This window comes from Klebsiella sp. C360, from assembly GCF_048822415.1.
Taxonomy (GTDB): domain Bacteria; phylum Pseudomonadota; class Gammaproteobacteria; order Enterobacterales; family Enterobacteriaceae; genus Klebsiella; species Klebsiella quasipneumoniae.
Genome location: NZ_JBMEZZ010000002.1, coordinates 587,129 through 609,640, shown reverse-complemented (window position 1 = coordinate 609,640; position 22,512 = coordinate 587,129). Strand labels below are relative to the sequence as shown.

Annotated in this window: 23 protein-coding genes, 2 tRNA genes and 2 pseudogenes; 10 read left to right on the top strand and 17 right to left on the bottom strand. The window is 59.1% G+C overall.

Annotation, left to right across the window (positions count from 1 at the left end):
• Positions 1–249: 249 nt before the first annotated feature.
• Together ACOI7D_RS08860 and ACOI7D_RS08855 are read left to right on the top strand one after the other, a co-directional pair.
• The gene (locus tag ACOI7D_RS08860; RefSeq protein ID WP_023290313.1) at positions 250–603 is read left to right on the top strand and encodes a type II toxin-antitoxin system RelE/ParE family toxin; all 354 of its coding nucleotides are present in this window, start codon (positions 250–252) and stop codon (positions 601–603) included.
• Positions 604–607: 4 nt separating this feature from the next.
• Positions 608–910 (top strand): helix-turn-helix domain-containing protein, encoded by a 303-nt coding sequence (locus ACOI7D_RS08855; protein ID WP_000533827.1) that lies wholly within the window; start codon positions 608–610, stop codon positions 908–910.
• Between the two features lie 435 nt (positions 911–1,345).
• Here ACOI7D_RS08855 and ACOI7D_RS08850 read toward each other — a convergent pair.
• The 4 genes and pseudogenes from ACOI7D_RS08850 to ACOI7D_RS08835 all read right to left on the bottom strand — a co-directional run.
• Positions 1,346–2,277: pseudogene (locus ACOI7D_RS08850) on the bottom strand (tyrosine-type recombinase/integrase); the annotation flags it as partial.
• Between the two features lie 161 nt (positions 2,278–2,438).
• A tRNA-Asn gene (locus tag ACOI7D_RS08845) sits at positions 2,439–2,514 on the bottom strand.
• Between the two features lie 126 nt (positions 2,515–2,640).
• A complete protein-coding gene (locus tag ACOI7D_RS08840) occupies positions 2,641–4,077 on the bottom strand; it encodes an EmmdR/YeeO family multidrug/toxin efflux MATE transporter (protein ID WP_080901773.1) in 1,437 nt (478 codons plus the stop codon).
• A gap of 89 nt (positions 4,078–4,166) precedes the next feature.
• Positions 4,167–4,265: pseudogene (locus ACOI7D_RS08835) on the bottom strand (DUF5951 family protein); the annotation flags it as partial.
• A gap of 5 nt (positions 4,266–4,270) precedes the next feature.
• Between ACOI7D_RS08835 and ACOI7D_RS08830 the strand changes: the two are divergent.
• A tRNA-Asn gene (locus ACOI7D_RS08830) sits at positions 4,271–4,346 on the top strand.
• Positions 4,347–4,599: 253 nt separating this feature from the next.
• On the top strand, positions 4,600–5,703 hold the full coding sequence (locus ACOI7D_RS08825) for an AarF/UbiB family protein (protein ID WP_048297839.1): 1,104 nt from the start codon (positions 4,600–4,602) through the stop codon (positions 5,701–5,703).
• Here the strand turns inward: ACOI7D_RS08825 and ACOI7D_RS08820 are convergent.
• The 3 genes from ACOI7D_RS08820 to ACOI7D_RS08810 form a co-directional block, all read right to left on the bottom strand.
• Positions 5,700–6,671 (bottom strand): sensor domain-containing diguanylate cyclase, encoded by a 972-nt coding sequence (locus ACOI7D_RS08820; RefSeq protein ID WP_023290317.1) that lies wholly within the window; start codon positions 6,669–6,671, stop codon positions 5,700–5,702. The two genes, ACOI7D_RS08825 and ACOI7D_RS08820, sit on opposite strands and share 4 nt — an antisense overlap.
• A 204-nt stretch (positions 6,672–6,875) precedes the next feature.
• Positions 6,876–7,712, bottom strand: a complete 837-nt coding sequence (locus tag ACOI7D_RS08815) for an alpha/beta fold hydrolase (RefSeq protein WP_023290318.1) — start codon at positions 7,710–7,712, stop codon at positions 6,876–6,878.
• A gap of 192 nt (positions 7,713–7,904) precedes the next feature.
• Entirely contained in the window at positions 7,905–8,480 is a 576-nt protein-coding gene (locus ACOI7D_RS08810; protein ID WP_109547137.1) for a hypothetical protein, read from the bottom strand.
• Between the two features lie 131 nt (positions 8,481–8,611).
• Between ACOI7D_RS08810 and ACOI7D_RS08805 the strand changes: the two genes are divergently transcribed.
• Positions 8,612–9,526: a LysR substrate-binding domain-containing protein gene (locus tag ACOI7D_RS08805; RefSeq protein WP_109547136.1), complete on the top strand. Its 915-nt coding sequence runs from the start codon at positions 8,612–8,614 to the stop codon at positions 9,524–9,526.
• Between the two features lie 5 nt (positions 9,527–9,531).
• Here the strand turns inward: ACOI7D_RS08805 and ACOI7D_RS08800 are convergent, their stop codons facing one another.
• Both ACOI7D_RS08800 and ACOI7D_RS08795 read right to left on the bottom strand, forming a co-directional pair.
• Complete coding sequence (locus ACOI7D_RS08800) at positions 9,532–9,867, bottom strand: DUF1869 domain-containing protein (protein WP_043520610.1); 336 nt, start codon at positions 9,865–9,867, stop codon at positions 9,532–9,534.
• 4 nt (positions 9,868–9,871) lie between these two features.
• On the bottom strand, positions 9,872–10,204 hold the full coding sequence (locus ACOI7D_RS08795; RefSeq protein ID WP_048297842.1) for a DUF1971 domain-containing protein: 333 nt from the start codon (positions 10,202–10,204) through the stop codon (positions 9,872–9,874).
• Here ACOI7D_RS08795 and ACOI7D_RS08790 point away from each other — a divergent pair.
• On the top strand, positions 10,203–10,457 hold the full coding sequence (locus ACOI7D_RS08790; RefSeq protein ID WP_048297843.1) for a hypothetical protein: 255 nt from the start codon (positions 10,203–10,205) through the stop codon (positions 10,455–10,457). The two genes, ACOI7D_RS08795 and ACOI7D_RS08790, sit on opposite strands and share 2 nt — an antisense overlap.
• Here the strand turns inward: ACOI7D_RS08790 and ACOI7D_RS08785 are convergent.
• The gene (locus ACOI7D_RS08785) at positions 10,428–12,338 is read right to left on the bottom strand and encodes a putative bifunctional diguanylate cyclase/phosphodiesterase (protein WP_032428929.1); all 1,911 of its coding nucleotides are present in this window, start codon (positions 12,336–12,338) and stop codon (positions 10,428–10,430) included. The two genes, ACOI7D_RS08790 and ACOI7D_RS08785, sit on opposite strands and share 30 nt — an antisense overlap.
• A 10-nt stretch (positions 12,339–12,348) precedes the next feature.
• Positions 12,349–12,846 (bottom strand): molybdopterin-dependent oxidoreductase, encoded by a 498-nt coding sequence (locus ACOI7D_RS08780; protein WP_032428930.1) that lies wholly within the window; start codon positions 12,844–12,846, stop codon positions 12,349–12,351.
• A gap of 305 nt (positions 12,847–13,151) precedes the next feature.
• Between ACOI7D_RS08780 and shiA the strand changes: the two genes are divergently transcribed.
• Complete coding sequence (shiA, locus tag ACOI7D_RS08775; RefSeq protein ID WP_023290324.1) at positions 13,152–14,471, top strand: shikimate transporter; 1,320 nt, start codon at positions 13,152–13,154, stop codon at positions 14,469–14,471.
• A gap of 46 nt (positions 14,472–14,517) precedes the next feature.
• Positions 14,518–15,258 carry a lipoyl protein ligase domain-containing protein gene (locus tag ACOI7D_RS08770; protein ID WP_032453426.1) on the top strand — a complete coding sequence of 247 codons (741 nt, stop codon included), beginning with the start codon at positions 14,518–14,520 and terminating at the stop codon, positions 15,256–15,258.
• Here the strand turns inward: ACOI7D_RS08770 and ACOI7D_RS08765 are convergent.
• Complete coding sequence (locus ACOI7D_RS08765) at positions 15,218–16,174, bottom strand: LysR family transcriptional regulator (protein ID WP_281166504.1); 957 nt, start codon at positions 16,172–16,174, stop codon at positions 15,218–15,220. The genes ACOI7D_RS08770 and ACOI7D_RS08765 overlap by 41 nt on opposite strands.
• 116 nt (positions 16,175–16,290) lie before the next feature.
• Here ACOI7D_RS08765 and ACOI7D_RS08760 point away from each other — a divergent pair, with 116 nt between their 5' ends.
• Entirely contained in the window at positions 16,291–16,680 is a 390-nt protein-coding gene (locus ACOI7D_RS08760; protein ID WP_023290327.1) for a tautomerase family protein, read from the top strand.
• A 21-nt stretch (positions 16,681–16,701) separates the two neighbouring features.
• On the opposite strand, the gene ACOI7D_RS08755 is transcribed toward ACOI7D_RS08760, so the two are convergent.
• On the bottom strand, positions 16,702–17,433 hold the full coding sequence (locus ACOI7D_RS08755; RefSeq protein WP_023290328.1) for an HPP family protein: 732 nt from the start codon (positions 17,431–17,433) through the stop codon (positions 16,702–16,704).
• A gap of 199 nt (positions 17,434–17,632) precedes the next feature.
• Between ACOI7D_RS08755 and ACOI7D_RS08750 the strand changes: the two genes are divergently transcribed.
• The gene (locus tag ACOI7D_RS08750; protein WP_004203536.1) at positions 17,633–18,742 is read left to right on the top strand and encodes an adenosylhomocysteinase; all 1,110 of its coding nucleotides are present in this window, start codon (positions 17,633–17,635) and stop codon (positions 18,740–18,742) included.
• Positions 18,743–18,786: 44 nt separating this feature from the next.
• Here ACOI7D_RS08750 and cobT read toward each other — a convergent pair whose 3' ends face one another.
• The 4 genes from cobT to ACOI7D_RS08730 all read right to left on the bottom strand — a co-directional run bounded on the left by cobT (position 18,787) and on the right by ACOI7D_RS08730 (position 22,483).
• Positions 18,787–19,854, bottom strand: coding sequence for a nicotinate-nucleotide--dimethylbenzimidazole phosphoribosyltransferase (gene cobT / locus ACOI7D_RS08745; RefSeq protein ID WP_044524049.1), 1,068 nt, complete (start codon positions 19,852–19,854; stop codon positions 18,787–18,789).
• Positions 19,855–19,881: 27 nt separating this feature from the next.
• On the bottom strand, positions 19,882–20,622 hold the full coding sequence (gene cobS, locus ACOI7D_RS08740) for an adenosylcobinamide-GDP ribazoletransferase (protein ID WP_050533842.1): 741 nt from the start codon (positions 20,620–20,622) through the stop codon (positions 19,882–19,884).
• A 311-nt stretch (positions 20,623–20,933) separates the two neighbouring features.
• Positions 20,934–21,257, bottom strand: coding sequence for a DUF496 family protein (locus tag ACOI7D_RS08735; protein WP_002911883.1), 324 nt, complete (start codon positions 21,255–21,257; stop codon positions 20,934–20,936).
• A 167-nt stretch (positions 21,258–21,424) separates the two neighbouring features.
• The gene (locus ACOI7D_RS08730) at positions 21,425–22,483 is read right to left on the bottom strand and encodes an FUSC family protein (RefSeq protein WP_004203544.1); all 1,059 of its coding nucleotides are present in this window, start codon (positions 22,481–22,483) and stop codon (positions 21,425–21,427) included.
• Positions 22,484–22,512: the final 29 nt, after the last annotated feature.

Genomic DNA, 22,512 nt, shown 5'->3' with positions numbered 1-22,512 from the left:
CGACAATACCTTTGAAAATGTCGGACTGCGTTGCAGTTAAGGTCACTCTTCACACTGCGTTAATACCTGAACTGGTTTTTCGGTACAGGTCGTAAAACGGTAAATGTCTTGCATGTTATTCACTGAAATACCCGAATGCGTCTTCATCTTTGAAGTAATGACGCATGAATCCCTCATCCCATCACTTCATAATCCGCTTTATAGCTTTACATCTATATAGCATTTAACCTATATTTATTAGGGGGTCCCATGTGGACAATTAAAACAACGGATACGTTTGATCGCTGGTTTGCCTCGCTCAGCGATACCGACAGGGTCAGCATGCTTGCAGCGCTGCTGGTCCTGCGGGAAAAGGGACCAGGTTTGTCCAGACCTTATGCCGATACGGTCAGAGGTTCCCGCTACAGCAACATGAAAGAGCTACGTATTCAGAGTCGGGGCGAGCCGATACGAGCGTTTTTTGCTTTTGATCCGACCCGTACCGGCATTGTGCTTTGTGCCGGAAATAAGGTCGGCAATGAAAAACGTTTTTACGATGAGATGCTCCCTGTTGCTGACAGGGAATTCACGAACTGGCTGAACACATTAAAAGAGAAGGAGTAACGCGATGGGCAGAACGCTGGAACAGCTTATTGCGGATGAAAAACCTGAAGTCGTGGCCGAAGCTCAGGCGATGGCGACGGACATACTGCTCAACATTCACCTTGCCGAACTGCGTGAGAAAGTACAGAAAACGCAGGTGGAGATGGCACAGGCGCTGGGCATCAGGCAACCTACCGTTGCAGGAATGGAAAAACCAGGGCGCGATCTGAAGCTTTCCACTCTCAAACGCTACGTTGAAGCGACTGGCGGCAAGCTACGTCTTGATGTTGAACTGCCGGATGGTTCTCACTACGGATTTGTACTGTAAACACTGACGCTCCCTGAACCGGAGCGTCAATTCCTTCATGACGGGCAGTGGTCTGCATTGCCGAAGGCTTTGCTGCCGCGTGACCGTAAAACTGCACCAGACGAAAAATTTTCAGATGCTGCACCAGTACCAGTGCGTCACTTTAACCGCAAAGTCGCGAGAAAGTGACGCACGCAGTCCTTTCGACTTGCACCAGATAACTCAACTGCGCCAGCTCATGGCTGGATTCTGACACTGCCTTTTCAGGCCATTTAACCCATAAGGAGAACATGAATCGATACCGAGGAGGATCTGGACGATCCGGGGGATAACCCGCGCAAGCGGGCGGTTGCTCAGAGAGCACAACCGAAGCCCCACCACACCTCAACGGCTGCCGCCCCGGCGCTCGGGTATCGTTCGCAGCCCCAACAAAAAACAAGGGCTATTGGCCTGTGCGCCGGGGAACACCAGTTCCAGATGGCCGAAAATCTCTTGTATCTGCTTCAGAATAGCAATTGCCTGTCGGGAAAGCGGCGCAATGTGCGAAGTACGCATTTCTGCGCCACGACCTGAAAAACGAACTTTGTCGATTGCCTCGCGAGTGGCGGGAATGGTCCAGATTTTATGTCTGAAATCTATCTCGCTCCAGCGGGCAAAGCGCAGTTCGCTGGAACGGATAAACAGATGCAAAGTCAGCGCTACCGCCAGTTGTGTTAACTGTCGCCCCTGTTGATAGTCACCGATACGTTCCAGCAGTTCGGGCAACCGCTCCAGCGGCAGGGCGGATAGTGATTTTAAACCGGCGGCGCGGTGACGCCTTCCAGATGCAGCGCCGGATTGTTTTCAGTCAGCCCCTGCTGAACGGCGTAACGCATGATGTTGCAGAGTTGCTGCCGGGTTCGGGACGCGACTTCAAGAAAGCCTTTGTCCTCGATAACTTTCAGCAACGCCGTGAAATGCTGTGTTTTTAACATCGTGACGGGCAGATGACCAATCGCCGGAAAGATATGATTTTTCATGCTGGCAAGGATGCGCTCTGCATAGTCAGCCGACCACTTTTTGTTGGTCTTATGCCACTCGAGTGCCACGGCTTCAAAGCATTTTTCCGGTGAAGCGGCGGCTTTTTCGGCAACACGTTGTTGCGCTGGGTTGATGTTCTGCGCCAGTAGTTTACGGATACCGTCGCGCTGTTGACGGGGGTCAGAAAGCGAGACCTGCGGATAGGCACCTAATGCTATACGGGATTCTTTTCGGTTGAAGCGATATTTGAGATACCAGAGGCGTGAACCGCCCGGATTGACAAGCAGATACAGACCTTAAGAGTCAGTCAGTTTAAAGGGTTTATCAGAAGGCTTGATAGTGCGGATTTTCGCGTCGGAAAGGGACATATGGTGGTCATTCCATTATCGAACTGAAATGACCCCAAATCAGACCACCAATTTCGCCGGATGCGGAGGGAAAATCAGATATGCATCGGGAAAGATTTTCACGCTAACTCATTGAAACCTAATTAAATAGGAACTTATAAGCACGCCTGAAAACAGGAATTTGGCTCCTCTGACTGGACTCGAACCAGTGACATACGGATTAACAGTCCGCCGTTCTACCGACTGAACTACAGAGGAATCGTGTGAACGGGGCGCATATTAACGATGACGCAGGACGCTGTAAAGCCTGTTTTTAATAAAATGAATCGTTTGCCGAATAATTCCTCACTTTGCGCAAAAAATGGCGTTTATCCGGCAAACGGATCAGGTTTCCGGCGTTGAGGCCTTCACCCGCGGGTACTTCCACAGCCAGCGACCGCTCACCATGCGGAAGTAAAACAGCGCGCCGCGCACTGCCCAGTCGAGCACCATCCCTAACCAGACGCCAATCACCCCCATCCCCAGCACGATACCCAGCGTATAGCCCGCCACCACCCGGCAGCCCCACATGCCGAGCATCGACACCCACATGGTATAACGTACGTCACGGGCGCCTTTGAAGGCGCAGGGTAAAGTCCACGACAGCGACCAGATCGGCATAAACAGGGCGTTGAGCCACAGCAGCTGCTTCACCACCTCTTTTACGTCTTCTTCATGGGTATAGAACGAGGCGATAAAGCCCGCGAACGGGGCGCTGCCCCAGGCAATCAGCGTCAGAATAATGGTCGACAGCCAGAACACATGCCAGGCCTGGAATTCCGCCTGGCCAATCTGCCCTTTCCCCAGCCGCTTGCCGGTAATGATCGTCGAGGCGGAGCCGAGGGCGTTGCCCGGCAGGTTAATCAGCGAGGCCACCGAAAAAGCAATGAAATTGCCGGCGATAACGTTGGTGCCCATCCCGGCGACAAACATCTGGGTCAGCAGCTTACCGCCATTGAACAGAACCGATTCGATACTGGCCGGGATGCCGATCCCCATCACCTCCCAGATAATGGCTAAGTTAAAGGGTTTGAAGTAGCCCTTCAGCGACAGCCGCAGCGCGGGATTGAGGCCTACCATCAACACCCAGATAGTGGCGATGGCGCCAATATAGCGGGCAATGGTCAGCCCGAGACCGGCGCCGACAAAGCCCAGCCCCGGCCAGGAGAAGAGGCCATAGATGAGCACGCTGCTGATTAGGATATTGAGGATGTTCATCCCGCCGTTGATCAACAGCGGGATTTTGGTGGTCCCGGCGCCGCGCAGCGCCCCGCTGCCGATTAGCGCAATCGCCGCCGCCGGATAGCTCAGCACCGTCAGCTCGAGATAGGTCAGCGCCAGGTCCTTCACCTGCGGGGTGGCATCGCCGGCGACAAAATTAATAATCTCCTGACCAAAAGCGTGGATCACTCCCGCCAGCACAATGGAAAACAGGGTCATAATGGCCAGCGACTGGCGCGCGGCCGCTCTCGCCCGCCGCCGATCTCGCTTGCCGAGGCTAAAAGCCACCACCACCGTGGTACCCAGATCGATAGCGGCAAAAAACGACATGATCACCATGTTAAAGCTATCGGCCAGGCCCACCCCGGCCATGGCCTCTTTGCCCAGCCAGCTGACAAGGAAGGTGCTCAACACCCCCATCAACAGCACACAGGCATTTTCCAGCAGAATGGGCACAGCGAGAGGGCTGATTTCGCGCCAGTACAGCACACGATAACGCTGACGTTTTTTAAACCAGGATGTCCGTTCGACGGCCTGGCGTACGGCGGAGGTGACGTTCAAGAGAGACCTTAGTGAGAGATGTTGAAACAACATTTCAAATGATGATCGAGAAATGGATATCCTGCAAAGTATTTTTCCGTAATCATTGTCGGAAATGACAACAAATTGTTGATGGAAGCGGCAGTTGCACCTGAACGGGCGAATTGATGTTTGACAAAAGATTTTTCGCCGCTAAGATACGACTCCACACGATTCCTCTGTAGTTCAGTCGGTAGAACGGCGGACTGTTAATCCGTATGTCACTGGTTCGAGTCCAGTCAGAGGAGCCAAATTTAAAAAGCCTGCTTTCGAGCAGGCTTTTTGCTTTCTTGCGTCTCTGGCGTTAACTCTGAATCGCACCCAGCCTGGCAAACACCTCATTGACAACGGCGTCAGGGCCGCCGCCCTACGCCCCAGGTATCCTCCATGAACGCGCCACCGCTCAGCCTGAAAAAGCGCCCGGCGGTAGGATGATTTTGCTGACGCTTGCGGGTGAGATAGCGTGGATGAATCACTCTGTCCCATGACTTTTAAGGAGGCGCCATGAACCTCAGACAACAGCAGCAGCAGGCGTTCGATCGCAGCGGAGAACCTCTTATCGTCGGCGACGTCAATCACTGTCCACTGCCGCCGGAGACCCTCGCCGCGCTGGCTGCGGATTCACCCTATGTGGTGCAGGTATACGGTTCGGGGCTGACCGGCGAGGTTTACCGGCTGCGCATCGCCGGCAAGGAGTACAATTTAAAGAAACGACGCGCCGTCGCCGGCGTTGCCAACCTTAACGGGCAGCTGTCGTTTTTAAACGAGGTACAGCGCAGGCAGGCGCTGCAACGGCTGAAGGATGACCCAAATACCGCACCGCGCTTCACCCACATCGTCCCGACGCTGTATGCCGATTATCGCCTCGGCATCCTCCTCTCCCCCTGGATCGATGGCGAGGCGATTCACCAGCTGACCCCGCCGCTGATCGCTCAGCTGTTCACCACGCTGGAAGCCTGTGAGGAGCAGGGGCTGATGGAGTGGGATCTCTGTAGCGGGAACCTGCTGGTGGACCGGGAGGAGCAGCTGTGGCTGTTCGATTTTGGCTATATGTATCCCTTCGACCCGCTGAGAGAATTCAACAGCAACGGTCTGGCCGATCCCCTGTTTCACTTTGTCGAGCGCTTTGAGACCCGCTTCTTTTTTAGCTGGCTGATGACCCGGGTGCCCGATGCCGAACAGCAGCTGGCGCAGTATCGCGAGATGAAGCGGCTGGCGGTCGAAAGCTACCGGCGCAAGCTGGTGTGGCTTCGCGCCCGGCGGGCATCTCCGCAGGTGCAGGCTCATTTTCAGCAGATAACGGCGCGCTGGGAGACGGCGCTGGCGGACCCTGCCGCGCTGAGCCGGTTATTTGCCCTGGAGGCCTTCCGCTCACACGTGCTGGATATTGAAGACGACCTGCATGGCCAGTCCTGCACCTTGCTCACCCTGCAACGTATCGACTGGGTGATAGGCCAGCTGGAACAGCATTATGACTTTATCGCCGATCAGGGCGGCCTGTTTTATGACAACGCGGGGAAATCGCAGCAGGCGCTGCTCGGTGACTATGCGCAGAAGCGGCAGCAGGCGCAGGAGTACCTGCTGAATGCCGCCGCCGCAAAGGATTAACGGCGCTCGCGCCCCTGTTTCTGCTTCGCCTGATACATCAGGCGGTCGGCAGTGGCCACCAGCGCGTTGAGACTGGGGTGGCTGGCGGGATCGTACTCCACGCAGCCCCAGGAGAACGCCAGCTGCCAGGGGTGAGCCGCCTGCTGGTTGAAACGCGCCACGTTGTGGCTGAGCGTCTCCATCGCCGCCGCGGCATCGTGGCGGCTGGTATTAGCGAACAGAATAATAAACTCATCGCCCCCCTGCCTGGCGAGGATATCGGATTCACGGAAGGCGGCTTTCATCAAATCGGCGATGGCGATCAGCGCGCGATCGCCCTCTTCATGCCCCCAGGTATCGTTGATGTGCTTAAAGCGATCGAGGTCGACAAACGCCAGGCTGACCGGCTCATGACGGCGCTGGGCCGTCAGCAGGGCATACTCGGCCAGGGTGAGGAATCCCCGGCGGTTAAACAGTCCCGTCAGCTCATCAGAGGTTGCCGCATCCAGCACCTTGAACTCATCCTCCACGATCGCCGCCAGATCGCTTAAGATCTGCATTTCATGCGCGGAAAACGAACGCGGCTGATGGTCCATCAGACAAAAAGACCCCACCGTCGCGCCATCCGGCAGCTGCACCGGGTACCCGGCGTAAAAGCGGATAAACGGCGCCTGGATCACCAGCGGGTTGTCGTGAAAACGCTCGTCCTGCTGCATGTCGTTAACGATAAGCGGGTCGGTTTGCAAAATGGTATGGGCGCAAAATGAAATATCTCTCGGCACCGTGTCCACATCCAGACCGGCACAGGATTTGATATGCAGCAGATCTTCCCCTACCAGGCTGATGGACGCCACCGGCAGGTTATACAGCGAACGGGCAAGCCTGGTCAGGCGATCAAAGCGTTCTTCTTTCCCGCTATTCAACAGCCCGGAAGAGCGAAGCGATTGCAGGCGACGCTGCTCGTCGGGATGAAGTCCGGCTAATTTCATTGTCTCTCTCTTGTCTCTTGCGCAGAATTCCACCGGGTTTCCCGCGGGAAACCCGGCGTTTTATCCTGCCAGGGGGAAAATAGTCGTCAGGTATCCCATGAGTTAAGCAGATTTCCCCTGCTCGTCAACCGGCGCGCCCCGGCGACGGGCGACCGGGGCGCTGGCGGAAGGCCATTGCGGCATTCCGCCCGGCGAAAGGGAAGATCAGGCGCGGATAAACGCCAGCAGATCGGCGTTGATGGTATCGGCGTGGGAAGTGTGCATCCCGTGCGGGAAGCCAGGGTAAACGATCAGCTGGCTGTTGGGCAGCAGCTGGTCCTGCAGGATAGCGGCATTTTTATAGGGAACCACCTGATCGTCATCGCCCTGCATGACCAGCACCGGCAGCGTAATCGACTTAAGATCTTCGGTCTGGTCCGTTTCTGAAAACGCCTTAATACCTTCATAATGGGCTTTGGCGCTGCCGATCATCCCCTGTCGCCACCAGTTCTGGATCGTCCCCTGCGACACCTCCGCTCCGTCACGATTAAAGCCATAGAACGGGCCAGAGGCGACGTCGAGATAGAACTGGGCGCGGTTAGCCGCCAGCGCTTTGCGGAAACCGTCAAACACCTCGATCGGCGTGCCGCCAGGATTCTGTTCGGTTTTGACCATCAGCGGCGGAACGGCGCTGATGAGCACAGCCTTCGCCACCCGCCCCTGCGGCTGGCCGTAGCGGGCCACGTAGCGGGCGACCTGACCGCCGCCGGTGGAGTGCCCGACGTGGACCGCATTGTGCAGATCCAGATGCTCCACTACCGCCGAGACGTCTGCCGCATAATGGTCCATATCATGCCCCTCGCTGACCTGATCGGAGCGGCCATGGCCCCGGCGGTCGATGGCGATGACCCGAAAGCCTTCGGCAAGGAAAAACAACATCTGGTTATCCCAGTCGTCGGCGCTTAACGGCCAGCCGTGATGAAAAACAATCGGCTGAGCTTCCTTCGGACCCCAGTCTTTGAAGTAAATATTGACGCCGTCTTGGGTGGTGACAAATGCCATGTTACAGACTCCTCTTTCAGGATAACCAGCCTGCAGGCCCGTGCCTGGACTGAATGCCGACGGCGGCCGGCTGAGATGCCAGCCGCGCAGGAATGTGATGCCAGTAACAGTGTAGAAGAAATTTATCACCCCGCCGGACGACTTATCCCGTTTCGCTTGATCGGCTCGCCTGAACCCGGCAAGCGGCAGCAACTACGCCGCACTCTCCTGCTGGCGTATGCGCACAATCAGCGCGCCGAGCAGCGCCCAGTCCAGCAGCACGGCGAAGGCAAAGTTCACGCCGCCGCGTCCTGCCCCGGCGGTGTGCCAGGTCAGCAGCGTCGCCGCGATAGCGACAGCCACGCTCAGCGCCGTGGCGCCGCTGACGCGGCGACCCGACAGTGCCGCCCGTCCCGCGGCAACGCGCCAGGCGACAGCCGCCCCCGCGCTACCGAACATCACGCCGGGGAGCAGCGCCGGCCAGGCCTGGCCGCCATACCAGGCCACCAGCGCCAGCAGCCAGCCGGCCGCCGACACCAGGAAGGCCCAGCGCGTCGCCGTCAGGGGCGCCCGATAGAGCCAGGGCTGCGCGCGCGCGAATCCCCATCCGGCGCCGAAGGCCGCGATCAGGAGCGCCAGCAGACCCAGCGTGCCGCTCGCCCCGATAACGGGGGCCATGATGAACAGCAAGGCCCCGGCGGCGAAGACCACGCTGAGGGCGATGGCGCGGCCGCGCGGGTCGATGGTTCCCCCCGCGTTCGCGGCGGCATGGTGGTGTAAAACGTGCATATTCAGCTCCTGACACATTAAACGGCATGAAAATAACTCATGTCATCGTCTTTACATGTCCGTAGCCTATCGCCACTATACAGGGACACACAAACGCATAGTTTTCAGCCATAGATGAGAAAAACTCAGCCATGAGAACCCCTCGCCTGCCGCCGCTGGGCGCCCTGCGCGCCTTTCACGCCGTCACCCGCCACCGTAGTTTTAAACTGGCCGCCGGGGCGCTCGGCGTCAGCGCGACGGCGGTCAGCCATCAGATCAAACTGCTGGAATCGGTCCTGGAGTGCCGGGTCTGTGAACGCAGCGCGCAGGGCGTCAGCCTGACCGCCGATGGCGAGATCCTCTACGCCGCCACCCAGCGCGCCTTCAGCGCCCTGGAGCAGGCTGTCGTCCAGATAGCCCAGGCCCGCCAGCCGCCATCCTTAACCGTCACCACCACCTCCAATTTTCTCACCCACTGGCTGGTGCCACGGCTGGCGGACTTCACCGCCCGCTTTCCGGCTATCGACCTGCGTCTGCACACCAGCGTCGAACGGGTGGATCTGCAACTGGGCACGGTGGACGCCGCGATTCGCTATCGCGAAACGCCCGAGCCGGATCTGTGCTGTACCCTGCTGCATGAGGATCGCTTTATCGTGGTCGCCAGCCCGACGCTGGCCCTCAGCCGGCCTGACGATCTGGCGCAGGTGACGCTGTTTCACGTCGCCAACCGGCACGTACCGGCCGATTCGCCGAGCTGGGAGAACTGGCGTCGCCGCTATGGACCGCCGACGCTGAATATTGACGCGGGGTTAACCTTTAGCGATGAAACCCATGCCCTGCAGGCGGCGGTGGCCGGCCAGGGGGCGGTGATCGCCAGCGAACTGCTGGCGCGGGATCTGCTGCAGCGCGGGGTGTTATCCGCGCCATTCAGCGGCGCATTGCCGGGCGCCAGCTACTATCTGGTCACCACCGAAGCGGCAGCGCAGCGGGCGGATATTATCGCGCTGCGGGAGTGGCTGGTGGGTCAGATGGCCCTGGTCGACAGCGGCCAGCCGGCAGCGGGATAGCGGCCTTACCAGCCGCAAACGTTGGTCTCTTCGTCGGACTCATAGCCGCGGACGATATTGATCAGCTCCTTCACCGCATCGGCCGCGGTAAGCGGGTCGCGCAGCGCCGCCAGCGAGGAAAAGCTTTTATCGACCGAGACGCCGTTATTGTTATTGGTGACCGTCAGCACAAACTCCCCCTCTAAATTGTCGTCCGGCAGATCGCTCAGCAGCCCATTAACGGCCTCTACCGCCTGCTGCGGAATATACAAGACCATCGGTTTGAGGAATATTTTTTCTTGTTTCCGCTGAAGCCGGCCATTCTCTACCGCTAAGGTATAACCTTTATTTTCACTGTTCATAATTTTATCCCTCGATGAGAATTTTCGGATCAACATAGAAGTCGACATTAAATACCGTGTCCTCTGAGAGGGCCTCAATGCAGTGCCATTTTTCCGGCGGAAAAACGCCAAACTGGCCGGCTTCAATGGTCAGCGTTTCAATCGGCTCGGGGCTGGTTTCATCGGCATAGCCGAGATAGCGGATCGCCCCCTGCATCACCGACAGCCGGGGATAGACCCCCTGGCGGGTGCCAGCGTCCAGATGGCGGCGCCAGATAGAGGCCGGAGCGGTCTCCTTAGTCCACAGCGGCGTGCTGCGGGTATGAACGTAATGGGTGGGAATAATAATTCGCTGCATGATTGCGCCTCACTTTACCGTCGCAAAGGATACGGTCAGAAATAGCCTATATGATGCATATCATATACCTCTTTCAAAGGTGAAGGATATTATTTTCCTGGCGAATTTTATCTCTACTCCTTTTTATACCCCTCTGGGATTAGCGCTAAGGGAAAATAAAAAAGGCGATTCCAGCTTGCTGAAATCGCCCGGAATAATATCTTTAAGGGCCTTCATATTTCATTTAGCGCAGCGGACTCGGTTTGCCGATTAAATAGCCCTGCACCAGGTCGCAGCCCAGCGCCTGCAGCGAGGCCAACTGCTCTTCGGTCTCCACACCTTCAGCCACAATGCGCATATGCAGGCTCTTTCCCATGCTGATAATCAGGCGCACGATATCCAGATCGTCTTTTTGCTCCGGAATATTGATAACAAACGAGCGGTCGATTTTGATTTTATCGAACGGGAAGTAGCTTAAACGCGACAACGAAGAATAGCCGGTACCAAAGTCATCGATGGAGATTTGAATGCCCTGCTCGCGCAGCTGGCTGAGAATTTCCAGCGAACGGGTGTTCTCATTGAACACATCCGACTCAGTGATCTCCAGATCCAGCCGTCGTGGATCGAGTCCAGTCTGCTGCAATACGCTGATAATGGTGTCGGTCAGCGAGGTGTTCATCAGCTGAATCGGTGAAACGTTGACCGAGACCTTGAGCGGCGTCGCCCAACTGGCCGCTTCGGCACAGGCGGTTTTCAGCACCCACTCGCCGAGGGCATTGATAAGGCCGATTTTCTCTGCCACCGGGATAAACACCGTCGGCGGCACGGCGCCGCGCACCGGATGGAACCAGCGAACCAGCGCTTCATAACCGTAGATTTCGCGCGTAACGGTATCGGCGATCGGCTGGTAGTAGACTTTGAATTCGTCATGGGCCAGGGCCTGCAGCAGATCGTCTTCAAACGATTTATTCTCCTGCAGACGCTGCAGCATTCCCGGCCGGAAGATTTGCACATGGCCGCTGCCCTCTTTTTTCGCCTCATACAGGGCGAGGTCGGCGCACTTGTACAGATAATCGGTCCGGCTTTCGCCATCAGAGATCACGATCCCGATGCAGGCGTCGATATTAATCTGCGCATCGTAGATCTGATAGGGCTGGCTGATCTTCTCCCGGATAACATTGGCCCGCTCGAGCGCCATCTCTTCGGTCAGATCGTAAGAGAGCATCGCGAACTCATCGCCGCCGAGACGATACAGCGTCTCAGAGGTTTTACGGAAAAAAGAGAGGCGGCTGGCCAGATCCTGCAGCAGCTTATCGCCGGCGTCATGCCCGAGGGTATCGTTTACATCCTTAAAGCTGTCGAGGTCGAAAAGCATCACCACGGCGCAGCCATTATAGGGGCGCACCTGATTGACGATCTCCTGCAGACGCTGCCAGAAAGAGAGACGGTTTGGCATACCGGTCAGCGAATCATGGTAGGCATCGTACTGCAGTCGACGGTTCTGCACCTGCAGCTTCTCTTTCGAGGCCTGCAGATCGTTGGCCAGGGTTTTCATACGAACGTGGGCGCGCCGCAGGTTATTATTCTGCCGCAGCATCAGCAGGCCGAGGGAAATACACATGGCGATCAGCAGAATGGAGATCACCGAGTAGATATAATAGAGATGCTGAATTTTATCATGGGTGATATTAACGATATTAATATCTTGCGTCAGCGTGGCGGCCGCCATTGAGGTCAGGGGACCATCCAGTTCGCTTAACACCGGCAGGATCGCTTTAACCTGCGCCGGTGTCATGGTATCAACTTGTTTATCAAGCAAATGGAGATTGCGGATCAGCGTGGCGACCACCGCCTTCCGCTGTTCGCTTTTATTAATAAAGCGACCCAGATCGCCCTCCTGCAGGAGTTCGATCTGGCTCATCATGATCTCGAGGCGCAGGCGCACCTCATCGTGGTCCGCCCCTTCGGCCCCAATCGCCATTCCCGCCAGACGAGACTCCAGTCGCATATATTCCGATACCATCTGCGACATTGACCACGAGTCCGTATAGCGGGTAAATTTTTGCAACTCACTTTGTCGCTCATGCACCAGATAAGTAATATATCCAGTCACAATAAACAACGACAAAATAATAGCCGTGAGTATTCGATTCAAGATCCGACCCTTACTCTATTATAATCTTAGAAACTTGCCAGGCCGATCGGGAATAATAGATCTGGTTCTGTAATTCAGCGCTGCTGTCGTAAGGGTAGACGATAAATAACGGGCCTTTATCCCGAACGCGCATATATTGGCCGTTCATTTTTAACGCCATAATGACCGGGAATTTATAAAAATCGTCCATCGGGATAATGGTGGTATAGTCGTTAAGCGCCAGCACGCGGACGGATTGGCCTTTAGCGCCGACTAAATCCATGAGTTTATTAAGGGGAATGCCGTCAAAACGGACCTTGCCGGTGTACCAGGGGGTGGTGGTTTCCACCGTCTTCATGCCCAGCTTTTCCAGCATCGCGAGATCAAAAACAGCCTTGTCACCGACGTTCGTATTTCCGATTTTGCCGGAAATGGTCAGTACAGGTTTTCCTGTCGGCGCAGGCAGTTTTTCAGCATAAGCAGAAGGCAACATGACAGAACAAAATAAAACTGCAAGAAGTAGACGCATTTAACTCACCATTCCAGAGAAGGAGACATGTTAAGTGTAAACCATTTACGTCAATTCTTAAAAGGTGCTCCTCTTTGTTATCCGTTGATTTAATTAAAAGTATAAGCTTGCTGGCAAATTGCCAGAATGTTGAGTAAAGGGTGTGATTTCGCCCGCCTTTCCGGTCGCTTATTTTTGCACCAGCTCGCCGCTTAGCAGGCAAACTACTTTCCTCCGCGGCCGCTGCGCGGTAGTCTCAGTGCAGACGCTACGCGAAAAGCGTCTCATTCCAATAACAACGAATTACGTGACTGACAGGACAGGGTATGGATTCAACAATAAGCGTGCAGCCCGGCGAGGCGCCGGATTCGCTGCATCGGGCCCGGCGGGCGGCATGGGGCAGCTTTGCCGGCGCCGTGGTCGACTGGTACGATTTTCTTCTCTATGGCATTACCGCCGCGCTGGTGTTCAACCGCGAATTTTTCCCGCAAATCAGCCCGGCGATGGGCACCCTTGCCGCGTTTGCCACCTTCGGCGTCGGGTTTCTTTTTCGCCCGCTGGGCGGGATTATCTTTGGCCACTTCGGCGACCGTCTCGGGCGCAAGCGGATGCTGATGATGACCGTCTGGATGATGGGTATCGCCACCGCCTGCATCGGCCTGCTCCCCTCATTCAGCCAGATCGGCTGGTGGGCGCCGGTGCTGCTGGTGTTCCTGCGGGCGGTTCAGGGCTTTGCCGTCGGCGGCGAATGGGGCGGCGCGGCGCTGCTCTCGGTGGAGAACGCGCCGAAGGGAAAAAAAGCCTTTTACAGCAGCGGGGTGCAGGTGGGCTACGGCGTCGGCCTGCTGCTCTCCACCGGGCTGGTATCGCTGATCAGCAGCCTGACCACCGACGAGCAGTTCCTCAGCTGGGGCTGGCGCTTACCCTTCCTGTTCAGCGTGGCGCTGGTCCTGATAGCGCTGTGGATCCGTAACGGTATGGCCGAATCGCAGGAGTTTGAAGCCCAGCAGAGCCAGGCCAACGCGCCGCAGGTGAAAAAGCGACTGCCGGTGGTGGAAGCCCTGCTTCGCCATCCCGGGGCGTTTTTACTGATTATTGCCCTGCGGTTGTGCGAACTGCTGACCATGTACATCGTCACCGCCTTCGCCCTCAACTACTCGACGCAAAACCTCGGCCTGCCGCGCGAGTTGTTCCTCAACATCGGCCTGCTGGTGGGCGGCCTCAGCTGTCTGACTATCCCCTGCTTCGCCTGGCTGGCAGACCGCTTTGGCCGCCGGCGGATCTATATTACCGGGGCGCTGATCGGCACGCTGAGCGGTTTTCCGTTCTTTATGGCGCTGGAGAGTCAGTCCGTTTTCTGGATCCTGTTCTTCGCCCTGATGCTGGCCAATATCGCCCATGATATGGTGGTCTGCGTCCAGCAGCCGATGTTTACCGAGCTGTTCGGCGCCAGCTATCGCTATAGCGGCGCCGGCGTCGGCTACCAGGTGGCGAGCGTGGTCGGCGGCGGCTTTACGCCCTTTATCGCCGCGGCGCTGGTCACCTTCTCCGGGGGCTCCTGGCACAGCGTGGCCCTCTATCTGACCGCGGGATGCCTGCTGTCAGCGCTCACCGCGCTGCTGATGAAAAAGCATACTGTCGACTGACCAGCCTTCGGAGGGCGCGACCCGCGCCCTCCGGTAAGGAGAACGCATGTCTCTGTTGCCCCTGGCCGACTGCTGGCCACGCCGCTTTACCCCCGCCTCGCTGGCGCTGCAGTTTTGCGAGGACCCCACCCAGGCGGAACAACCGCTGTTTGCCAAAGCCGGCGCCGGCGAGGCCGTCGCCCAGCTCTGGCAGGCGCCGCAGGGATTCGTGGTGCCGGGGAGCTATCGTCAGTTTGCGGACCTGCCGGCGGTCAGCGCGCGTTTTGCCGCGCGGGGCTGGCCGGTATGGCTCCGCCGCTCCGGGGGCGGTCTGGTGCCCCAGGGGCCGGGGATTATCAACCTCAGCCTCGCCTGGCCGGTGCAGCAGCCGCTCGGCGAAGCCGCCGAACCCATCTATCACTCCCTGTGCGCTGTGCTGCAGCGCACCCTCGCGCGCTTCGGCGTTGCCAGCCACGCCCGGGCGGTGAGCGGTTCCTTTTGCGATGGCCGGTATAACCTCGCCTGCGGAGAGGGAGAGGAGGCGCGCAAGATTGTCGGTACCGCCCAGTACTGGCGGCCGCAGACGGCGAGCGGCGGCCATGTGGTGCTGGCCCATGCGGTGATCCTTATTGACGCCGACCTTAGCGCGGCGCATCAGGCGGCGAACGCCTTCGAAGCGCAGCTCGGCAGCGGGCGGGTCTACCGCGCCGACAAAACCGTCACCCTGGCGCAGTTGCTTCCCGGCGAGCGCCATCTGCTCCCCCGCTTCAGCGAGGCGCTGGCCCGGGAGCTGGACGCGGCTCGCTGAAGGTCGCTTTCAGGTAGCGGCTAAAGGTCTCCACCGCGCGCGACACCCGCGGAGTATAGGGCCGGATGACGTACAGTCGATCGGCGAACACCTCCACCGGCTGCCACGCCGGCAGCAGCTCCTGCACCAGCCCGCGGCCGATAGCCTCCCGGGCGCTAAAATCCGGCAGCAGCGCCACCCCCAACCCCGCCAGCACCGCATCGCGCAGCGACTCGCTGTTGTTGGTGGCGAACGGCCCCTGCACATTGATGGTCACCCGCTCATCGGGCGTCTGGCGGGAGGCGAACGTCCACTGCGGACGCTGGGGCCCACGGGGATAGGTCAGGCACTGGTGTTGACGCAGATCGTCAGGCGTCTCCGGCCGGCCATGGCGGCGAATATAGTCGGCGGATGCGACGATCAGCGTGGCCGTGTGGCACAGCGGCCAGGCGACGTGGGTGTCCGGGAGCGCCTCGCGCCGACAGTGACGGATGGCGAGGTCGAACCCTTCGCTGCCGAGAGAGACCAGCCGGTCGGTCACCTCCAGCTGCAGATGCAGCTGGGGATGCTGGTGCAAAAACGGTGCGATCGCCGGCACCAGCTGCTGACGGGAAAAGGCCACCGGCGCGGTCAGGCGCAGCGTCCCCCGCAGCGGCCCGCCCTCATCGCAGGCGCCGGTGAAAATATCCCGCAGCTGGCCAAACGGCTCACTGAGCTCCGCCACCAGCCGCAGACCGTCGTCGCTGAGGCTGACGCTGCGGGTGGTGCGATTGACCAGCGTTTTACCGGTCACCCGCTCCAGCTCGCTGATTTTCTGGCTGATGGCCGACTTGCTGATCCCCAGCTTTTCCGCGGCCCGGGTATAGCTTTTCTGCTCTTCCAGCACCGTCAGCCAGTAGAGATGGGCCCAGTAACTCTCCGGACGACTCTCGCTCATATTGATTGTTCACCAGTAAAAACAATGTATTCAACTATAGCGGTTTTTGCCCGCGACGGCATCGGCTAGCATCCATATCAGACAGCGATTATTCCCTAACGATAAGGACCACCTGCATGCCATTACTGACATTTGACCTGATTGAAGGCCGTACGGAACAGGAGATCAGAACCCTGCTGGATGCCGCTCATCGCGCCGTGCTGCGCGCCTTCGAGGTACCGGAACGCGACCGCTACCAGATTGTTCACGAAAACAAAGCCCATCATATGGTGATTGAAGATACCGGCCTCGGACTGACCCGCACGCGGGATCAGGTGGTGGTGCGGGTCTATACCAGCCCGCGCAGCGACGCGCAGAAGCAGCGTTTCTTCGCCATTCTGCAGGAGGAGCTGGCGGAACACTGCGGCCTGAGCGGCGATGATGTGATGGTGTCGATTATCAGCAACCAGAAAGGCGACTGGAGTTTTGGCCGCGGGGTCGCGCAGTATCTAACCGGCGATCTCTAACCCGCGGCCGGGAGGGCGCTGTCAGCGGCGGCCAGCCGCCGCGATGCGCTGGCGCGCCTGCTGTTCGATATTTTCCAGCAGTTCCTGGACATCGTCTTCGTCAATGTCGAGGAACTGGCCTTCCAGCAGGGCGGCGTGAATATCTTCCCGGGTAACCGAAATGCCCAGCGGCACCGCACGGGATTTGACCTCCTCCGCCGCCAGCGGATGGGGGTAGCGGCGGCCAACCAGATTGTTAAACACGATGGCCAACAGCGCCAGCATCAGCGAGTTGAGCAGCACCGGCGTCAGCACAAAGTGATAGCCTTCGCTGTGCACCCCGGCGCCGCCGAGGATCGCCGTCAGGGCCACCGCGCCGCCGGGAGGATGCAGGCAGCGCAGAAAATACATCCCGGCGATAGCCAGCGCCGCCGCCAGCCCGCAGGCCAGCGCCGGGTCGGGCACCAGCATACCCACCGTGACGCCGATCAGCGCCGACAGCACATTGCCGCCGACAATCGACCACGGCTGCGCCAGCGGACTGCTCGGCACGCCAAACAGGAGTACCGCCGATGCGCCCATGGGGGCAATAAACCACAGGTTGACTTCGCCGAGCAGCCAGTGGCTGAACATGCTGGTCACCGCCAGCCCGGTGCCGGCGCCGATGGAGCCCAGCACAATATGCCGACGAGCCACCGGCAGCGCGTGCGGCTTCAGCCGCCCAAGGAAAATCCGCAGCCGTGAAAACAGGCCTGCGGGAATAACGCTCAACATCGCTTTATCGCTCAGATCATAGGAGTTACTTATATTTTATTTTCTTTTTTTAACCTTACATTAACAACCCTGTATTTAGCAGGGGATCGCGCGGGCGGCGATTTCCGGGCGGCCCAGGGCTGTGAATTCTCGCCCGGGCTGATAGAATCCCTTTTCTATCAGGGGGATACCCCTTTTGCGAACTGAAGGTCATAACCCAGTGAATAATAAAATCTCTTTAGCGAAAGAAGTGGCATGGGCCAGCCAGAATATGCCGCGTACCCTGCGTCAGGTCGCCGCCCTGCCCGACCTCAGCGGCGTCCGCCTTGCCTGCTGTATGCACCTCGACATGAAAATGATCCCGCTGGTGCAGGGGATCCTCGACAAGGGCGCTCAGGTCTTTTTAACCACCTGTAACCCCACCACCGTGCAGGACGATGTGGTGGCCTGGCTGGTGGAGCGCGGCGCCGAGGCCTGCGCCTGGCGCAATATGAGCGATGCCGACTGGCAACAGTCATGGGAAAAAGCGATCGCCTGGCAGCCCACTCACCTGTGCGAAATGGGAGCCGATATCACCACCCTCCTCCATCAGCGCGGCGAGTTCGGCAACATCGTGGCGGGTCTGGAAGCCACCGGCTCCGGCGTCAATCGGCTGGGGGATATTCAGCCCGGCTATCCGATCTTTAACTGGGACGATCTGCCGGTCAAAGAGGGGCTGCATAACCGCCATATGGTCGGACTCACCGCCTGGCACACCTTCTTCCAGACCACTCATCTCACCCTGCATGAGAAAAAAGTGCTGGTGATCGGCTACGGCCTGGTTGGCCAGGGCGTCGCGGCGGCGGCAAAAGCCTTTGGCGGCCAGGTGATGGTGGCGGAGATCGATCCTGCCCGTCGGCTGCAGGCGGCCTATGACGGCTGGCACGTGGTCGATCTCCAGGAGGCTATCGCCTCGGCGGACGTGGTAGCCACCGCGACAGGCGGTAAAAACGTGGTTAATCGCCAGGCGCTGGACCGGGCGAAAGCGGGCGTGTTTATCCTTAACGTCGGCCACGTGGCGGAAGAGATCGACGGCGAGTACCTGCGCCAGTACCCTCAGGAAGAGGTGATGCCGTATATCAACGCCTACCGCATGGCTGACAAAACCGTCTACCTGATGGCCAATGGCTCGATGCTCAACCTGACCGCCGGCTTCGGCGACAGCCTTAACGCCTTTGACGTCACCCTGGCGGTGATGGCCAGCGGTATCGGCCATATTGTCAGCGACGGTATGCGCGCCCCGGCGCAGGTTTACCTGCTGCCGCAGGCGGTCTGGCAGCAGGCGCTGTAAACCCGGCGCACCGTCCCCCATCCTCGAGACGATGCGCTTTATCATCAGGACGCTGGCGCGCTATCGGGCAGCACAATGTTGCTCTGCGCCAGGGTCCCCATCTGGTGGTACATCGCGCTGGCGGCATCCAGCAGGTGCATGGCCAGCGCGGCGCCGCTGCCCTCCCCCAGGCGCATGTCCATATCGAGATACGGGCGCAGACCCAGCGCGTCGAGGGCGATCCGCGCCCCTTTCTCCGCCGACAGGTGCGAAGGGATAAGATACGGGTGCGCCGCCGGGGCCATGCGGCAGGCCGCCAGAGCCGAAGCGTAGGAGAGGAAGCCATCCAGCACCACCGGCAGACCGCAGGAGGCCGCCCCGAGGATCACCCCGGTCATACCCACCAGATCAAAACCGCCCACCTTCGCCAGCACGTCCAGCCCGTCCGCCGGGTTCGGCTGGTTATGAGCGATCGCCTGGCGCACCACCGCCACCTTATGGCCCCGCTGCGCCAGCGGCAGATTGGCCCCGCAGCCCACCACCGCGTCGGGGTCGCTGCCGGTCAGGACGCTGATCGTCGCAGCGGCCGGGGTGGTATTGGCCATCCCCAGCTCCCCCACGCCAAAGACGTTCACCCCGTCGGCGGCGAGCTGGCGGGCGAAACGCATGCTGGCCAGCAGCACCGTCTCCGCCTGCTGACGGCTCATCGCCGCCGTCCGGGCGATATTCCCGCTACCGCGGGCCACCTTGAGGTTGATCAGGCCCGGCAGCGGCTCGGCGTCGATGCCGACATCCACCACCTCCACTCTCACGCCAGCCTGCGCCGCCAGCACGCAGACGCCGGTGTTGCCCCGCACCATATTGCCGGCATGAATGGCCGTCACCGCCTGCGGGGAAGGGGTCACGCCTTCATGCCAGACGCCGTGGTCGGCGCACATGACCACGATGGCTTTTTCAGTCAGCGCCAGCTGCCCCTGCAGCCCCGGCAGACCGGCCAGCTGTACCGCCAGGCTCTCCAGACGGCCAAGGCTGCCGGGCGGCTTTAACAGGCCATCAATATGCTGCTGCGCGCGCGCCATGCCCGTCACATCGGGCTGCGGAATGGCAGCCAGTAACGCCGAAAGTGTTTCCATTCTGTTCCTCACCGTTGATGCCAGGCCTTACAGTAGCGCCAGTAAAAAGAGTAATTCACCCAGCTCGATCGCCGCTCCGAGGGTATCCCCGGTCTGCCCGCCGAGGGTTCGCTTCAGCGCCCACCCCAGACCCCAGATCAGCACCAGGGCGATCAGCGCGGCGCGCAGCCCATGCAGCCCCAGCAGGGCGGTGGCCAGCGCGATCGCCAGCGCCATCGTCACCAGCGTCTGCTGCAGGCTAATTTTGCCAATAAACAGATTGCCCAGCCCTTTTTCCCGCGCATAGCGATGGCGATACATCAGCAGCACCGCCATTCCGCGACCGACGGCGCAGGCCGCCGCCAGCGCCGCGATGGGGTTGACATCGCGCAGTAGCAGTTCGCCGACCACCAGCACCTTCGCCACCAGCACAAAAATCAGCGCCAGCCCGCCGTGGGTACCCAGCCGGCTGTCGCGCATGATCTCCAGCATTCGATCGCGGGTGCGGGCGGAGAAGATGCCGTCGCAGGTATCGGCCAGCCCGTCAAGGTGAAATCCGCCGGTGAGCAGCGCCAGCGCCAGCGCGCCGAACAGCGCCGCCAGCGGGACGCCGCACCACGGCTGCAGGAGGTACACCACCGCGCCGGCGATGGCGCCGAGTAATAAACCGACCAGCGGGAAGGTGACGATACTGCGCTGGTACTGTTCGATCTCCAGGCCCTGAGATAACCGCGCCGGGACCGGCAGACGGCTGATAAACGAGAGTGCGGCAAAGAATGACTTAATCACGTGGGGTTGACTCCTGTCGGCGAAAGCAGCGGAAGAGATTCTGTCGCGCCCGGTCAGCACCTGAGTTTGTCTTCTGGCGAATCGATCGTCGGAGAGGTGAGAGGTGTTGAGATATCGCCCTGACGCCGCTGCGTCAGATGCCCGGCCAGGATGAGAGAAACCTTTCCGATATCAATACGTTTTCGCGGGGCAGTATAGCAAAGAGTCGGTGGAGAGAGGCAGTTGCCGGGACAAAGTTTTCGCAGAAAAAGAGACGGGAGGTGGTAGTGCAGAACAGCCCGGCGACGCTGACCGCCGCCGGACAGCTGGGATTAGCCTTCGACTTTGGCTTCACCCATCACTTTCAGTTTTTTAGAGATGTCGCGGCGCTCTTTGGACAGCTCGGCATTCTTGATGATGTAGTCATCAACGCGGTCTTCGTAATCGCTCTTCATGCTGGCGATGATGCCCTGGATAGCTTCCACGCTCATGCCCGGTTTGATGTAGTCGCTGAGGTTGTCCAGCAGCAGAACGCGCTTCTGGTTATCACGGATCTTTTTCTCAACGTCCTGAATTTCACGCTGCAGTTTGTTCTTACGACGGTACAGACGAACAAACTCCAGTACGTCCTGGAAAGAAGGCTTAGTTGTTTCCATTTTTACACCCCTAATAATTGAGATTCGGATTCGTAAAGCGACTGCGTTATAGGGCTAACATAACTGCTAGCAGTCGCTGATGACAATGTTTTTTCCTTTGCGTTTATCATAACCCTAAACGCTGCTGAATCGAAACAACCCATGCAGTTACCCGGTGCATCTGGTGCTTATTTGCGCAACGCGCGGCAGATCAGATGCGACAGCAGCTCCAGCTGGCGCGCCAGTTCAATAGAGAGCCAAACATAGCCATGGATCGGGGTTTCCGCCAGGCTATCGTCACCCTGCTCTTTCATCAGCTGGCGCAGTTCGAGAACGATTTCATTCAGCTTTTCATTGTTGGCGCGCACAGGCTGAGGGTTCCCTTCATACAAGGCGTGGGCGATGGCCAACAGCGTCTGCTGGGTCATCTGCTGCGTCTCCCGCAGGGTGTGCGCGTTCAGCATGACGAAGTGGCCCGGACGGGTTGCCCACCAGGCGTTGATCTGCAGCTCCAGCATGCACACGAGGTTGCGGCTGACGGTCTGGATAGCCTCGAAGATCGCCTTCTGGATGTGCGTCTCTTTGCTGGCGGGGGTGATTAGCCCGCGCATTTTGACGACGTCGTTGAGCGCCTGTTGGAGATGCTTTTCCAGCCGCGGTCGATCCACCAGATTTGGCGAGAAGCCGGCCTGGTAGAGGCGGTTGAAGTTGGTGACATAGCTGGCCATCTGGATGCGCCAGTGGATAAACGCCCGCTGCGGCCAGATACCGGTAAACAGCATCGCCAGCAGCGAGCCGAAGATCACGTCGCCGCTTCGCCACAGGGCGGTATGCATATCGCCCGGCGGCGCCCCGACCACCACCGACAGGGTGATGCCGATCAGCAGCGCCTGATAGGGTTTCTTGCCCAGCGCCAGCCAGCCGCAGAGGAACATCGCCGCCGCGCACCAGAGGACCATCAGCGGCAGGGAGATAAGCTCAAGCTTCAGCGCCACCAGCCCCAGCGCCGAGCCGAGGATCGTGCCGCCGATGCGCTGAAACGCCCGCGGCACGACGTTGCCCCAGAAGGAGATCGGCCCCATCACCACCACCAGGGTGATGAGAGGCCAGGTCCCCTCAGGCACGTTCAGCAGCCGCACCAGCAAAAAGGTGAGCACAAAGGCCAGCGCAATCCGCACACCATGCACCACCCGATAATGGCGATACAAGCGGATCTCAAATGGCTTGAGTGATTTATCAGCGCGCACAACCCTCTCCGGCAAAACGAAAAGGCCAA